Genomic DNA, 3,575 nt, shown 5'->3' with positions numbered 1-3,575 from the left:
GACGCGAATCTTGTTCAGCACGGGAATGAACTGCGGGCTGTCCGCGGCCTGCCCGGCGGTCAGGACGAACGCCAGCGGCCGGCGCCTGCGGTCGGCGGCGAGGTGAATCTTGCTGGTCAGCCCGCCACGGGACCTTCCGAGCAGGGCTTCTTTCAGGCGGAACCGGTGTCGCCGGCGGACGCGCCGGCGTTCTTCCCGCTCCGGCCCGTTTCCGCCGCGCTGCCCGTTCTGTCCCGCCTCGGCTCCCCCTTTTGCCGGGCCTGTTCCTGCTCGGCGGCGGCTTCTTCCAGAGCCTCCATGACGTCCTCGCCGACGAGCATCCCGGCGGCGTCGTGGTGCGCGCGGACGGTCGTGGAGTCCACGCCGACCAGGGACAAGTCCGTCCTGCCCCGGCGGGCGGCCTCAGCGATCAGGCCCTCCAGCAGGGCGGTGAAGACACCGGCGTTCCGCCAGACCCGGAAGCGCCCGTAGACGGTCGGCCACGGCCCGAACTCGCCCGGCGTCTCACGCCACTGCGCGCCGGTCCTGAACCGCCAGATCATCCCCTCGAACTGCTCCCGCAGCCGCTCGGGGTACGGGCCGTACTCGCCTATCGGCAGGAACGGCTCGATCAACTTCCACTGCTCGTCGGTAAGTTGCCTGCGCGTCACGACCGTCTTCCTACCGGATCCGCCCTCCAGACGGACCCGGATCGGCGAGACTGATCACAACATCACACAGGCCCTAACGGACCCGTTGGCAGGAGGAGGCCTTGCGGACCGGGAGGCCGGCGTCCTGTTGGCACACCGGCAAACCGCTGAGCCCACGGGCTTCGGCCGCGCGCAGAGAACCAACCCCGTACACGACGTGCTGCAGCAGGTTCGTATCACCGGGCTTGGAACCGTTGCGGATTCACGGTCCCACACCCGGTGGACGGGGGCGGTTCATGTCTGGTCGTCGGTCGCTTCAGTCGCCGGGCCTGCGGCAGATGATCTTGTTCAGTTCCCGTTCCCACGCATCAGCCAGGCTCCGCCGCGAGAACGCTGCCGGGTTTCTGGCCAGAGGTTGGCTGGCACCAAGGAATGCCTCGATGTCGTCACGTTCCGCGGACAGCAGCGCTGTGCCCTCCGATGAGCGCAGGCGGACGAAGACGCGACCTTGCACCTGCGACGGCCACACCACGACATCGCCGATTCCCGACCTGGCGTGGAGGCCGTCGCTGAGCAGTTCGCGGGCGAAGATCCATTCTGTCTCTTCCTCGGCACCACAGTTGAAGACAGCCGTGACCGCGTAAGGGTCTGTGGTGCGGTAGACCAGTTCGGCAGGGAAGCGTTGCCCCGGGCCATCCTCAGTGAGATGCTGGCGCATCCAGAGCCGCGCGTGCTGCTCGAGTGCGTCGCCGTCTTTCCTCCTCCACAACCGGCGGGGTCTGCCAGCGGCTTGTGTAACGGTGTCGCGGTTGCCGTCCGTCGTGCGTCCATCCTCGGCAGAGCTGTTCTCTCTGGGCATCAGCAGGATACTTCCGGGGCGTGGTGCGTATGCGTTCAGGTCGGGCAGGGCCGGTAGTTGCTCCGGAATGTCTCGGCGATGCGTCGGGTCCAGGGCCACGGCACGATCCGCCGCCACAAGAAGGCCTGCGTGAGTTACTGGCACCTCTGGGGAGAGGGCCGGTGGTACCGGTGCGGAACGTTGGACCGCCAAGAACCCGGCGGCGGCCAGCAGACCGGCACCGTCATCGGGCGGGACGGCCACGGAAGCAGACGGGAGCCAGTGGACAGGCTGGCCTTGGTCGGCGGGCTGGTCATGGGTACGTCGCGGCAGCGCTGTAACAGCTTGCCCAAACTGCCCCGAGCACGCCGGATGCACCCATAGCACCTGCTGGCACTCAGCAAGCCCCGTCAGGTACGCGGCCATCTCCGGCTGATGCGTGTTCTCGCCTGCGGTGCAGGTCAGATGGGCGAGCCATGCTGCTGTCTCGTACGGGCTTGTCGTCTTTCCAGTGTCCCCTATGCAGGAGATCTGCCGGCAGGTGAGGAACAGCAGATCCGATGCCAGCGAAGGTCGCCCGGCTGTGCGCACAGGCAGGATGCGGGGCAGGTGAGCGGTGGGCGCGGGCCATCCGCACGCAGTACTCCACAGCAGGTCGCACACCGCCGTGGCATGCCAGCGGGGCCAGCCGTTGACGTATGCCTCAGATACCGTCCTGTCGAGGTCAGCCCTGGAGTACAGCACGGGCTTGGACCGGTACAGAACGCCGAGCCAGCGCGCCAGCACCTCCTCACGGCGTGCGGTGCCCTGAGCGCCGCCGCACAGGTGCGGCGCGGAGCCGACGGACCACCTTTCCTCGCGCAGGTCGCGCATCCGCCGGTCGACGAGCAGCGCGGGTGGCCAGGCGGGCGGTGTCCACTCGGTCACGAGCGAAACCACGGCGCGGGAGGAGCGGAACTCGCTGACCGCGCTGTCATGTTCGGGGCGGCGCAGCGAGCCGAGGGCCGCAAGGTGGTCACGATGGCGCTCTTCGACGAGCGCGCCGAGAGCTCTGGCGAGCAGGCCGGCCCCGGTGGTACGCAGGCTTTCGGTCTGCTCACGGGCCAGGGCATTGTCGTCACCGCTGTGGGCCGGGATATGGGCGTCGCCCTGCTCTTCCGCGGAGTTCCTATCGGGCACGGCGGCGGGGTCGGTGACGGCGGCGGCGTGCAGCTGCTCACGGGCCGCATCGGGGATGGCCTCGTCCATGGCCCGCACGCGGGGTGCGCGCAGGCTGGAGGCGGCCATCAGGGCGGCGAACTCGTCGTCGGCGGATGTCTCGGGCGTGGTGTTGTCCTGGTGAACACTCATCGTGCTCCCCCCTCCCCCGGCCGGGCCTGAAGGCCGCCTGCGGAAATCTTGGTGCGGACGCGGGCCAGGCGCCGCTCGAGTGCCTTGGGCGTCATACCGACCTTCGCCGCGGCCTCGGCGTGGGTGTAGCCCAGGGTGATCCAGCCGAGCGCTTCGCGCAGCTGCTCACCGGGCAGCAGCGGGCGCAGGCGGTGGATGTGGTCCCGGGTGGCGGCGGCGTGTGCGGGGTCGGTGGCGCGCTGGTCGGGAATGTCGTGCTGGGCGTAGAGGACGTCGTCGGTGTCGGCGCTGCGGTGGTCCAGTTCAGCCTGCCCGAGCTGGTGGGTCCTGTACCAGCGGATATAGACGGGGCGGAAGGCGAGGACGGCGGCGCCGACGAAGTAGGTGGTAAGGCTGGCGCCGCCGTCGGGGCTCCACTTGCCGCGTACGAGGCCGTGCTCGCGGAAGAGGGTGCTGCCCTTGACGACGGTGTCGGTGACGACCTGGGTGCGGTCCTCATAGGCCCAGGCGTCGGGCTGCATGGCGGTGGGGACGGGGCGTCCGATGCGGGCGGTGCGGTGGAAGATGTGGCCGCTGGAGCTCCAGCTGTGCAGGGTGCGCCAGCCGTAGTCCATGAGTTCGGCGATGAACTGCTGGTAGTGGGGGCCTTCGAAGCCGGAGCGGCGCAGGAACGCCAAGAGGGCGGCGTCGTGGCCGACGAGGTCGGCGGAGCGTGCCGCGTCCTCGCCGCCGCCGAGGGCGAGGAGGCTCTCCAGGGT

General features: G+C 69.4%; 2 protein-coding genes and 1 pseudogene. All 3 read right to left on the bottom strand.

The features are described 5' to 3' along the window. Positions 1–650 (bottom strand): annotated as a pseudogene (locus AOK11_RS18545) (transposase); the annotation flags it as partial. Positions 651–945: 295 nt separating this feature from the next. Beyond that, positions 946–2,817 (bottom strand): SsgA family sporulation/cell division regulator, encoded by a 1,872-nt coding sequence (locus AOK11_RS45080; RefSeq protein ID WP_055594838.1) that lies wholly within the window; start codon positions 2,815–2,817, stop codon positions 946–948. Further along, the coding region (locus tag AOK11_RS18535) for an RNA polymerase sigma factor (RefSeq protein ID WP_055594837.1) at positions 2,814–3,575 on the bottom strand (762 nt) is incomplete at its 5' end. The genes AOK11_RS18535 and AOK11_RS45080, both read right to left, overlap by 4 nt.

Source organism: Streptomyces hirsutus (genome assembly GCF_001418415.1).
In the GTDB taxonomy this organism is placed as follows: domain Bacteria; phylum Actinomycetota; class Actinomycetes; order Streptomycetales; family Streptomycetaceae; genus Streptomyces; species Streptomyces hirsutus.
This window is presented reverse-complemented; position numbering and strand designations above follow the sequence as displayed.

Excerpts from the sequence above, each read along its gene's own strand:
- AOK11_RS45080 (WP_055594838.1), bottom strand. The coding sequence starts at position 2,817 with ATGAGTGTTCACCAGGACAACACCACGCCCGAGACATCCGCCGACGAC.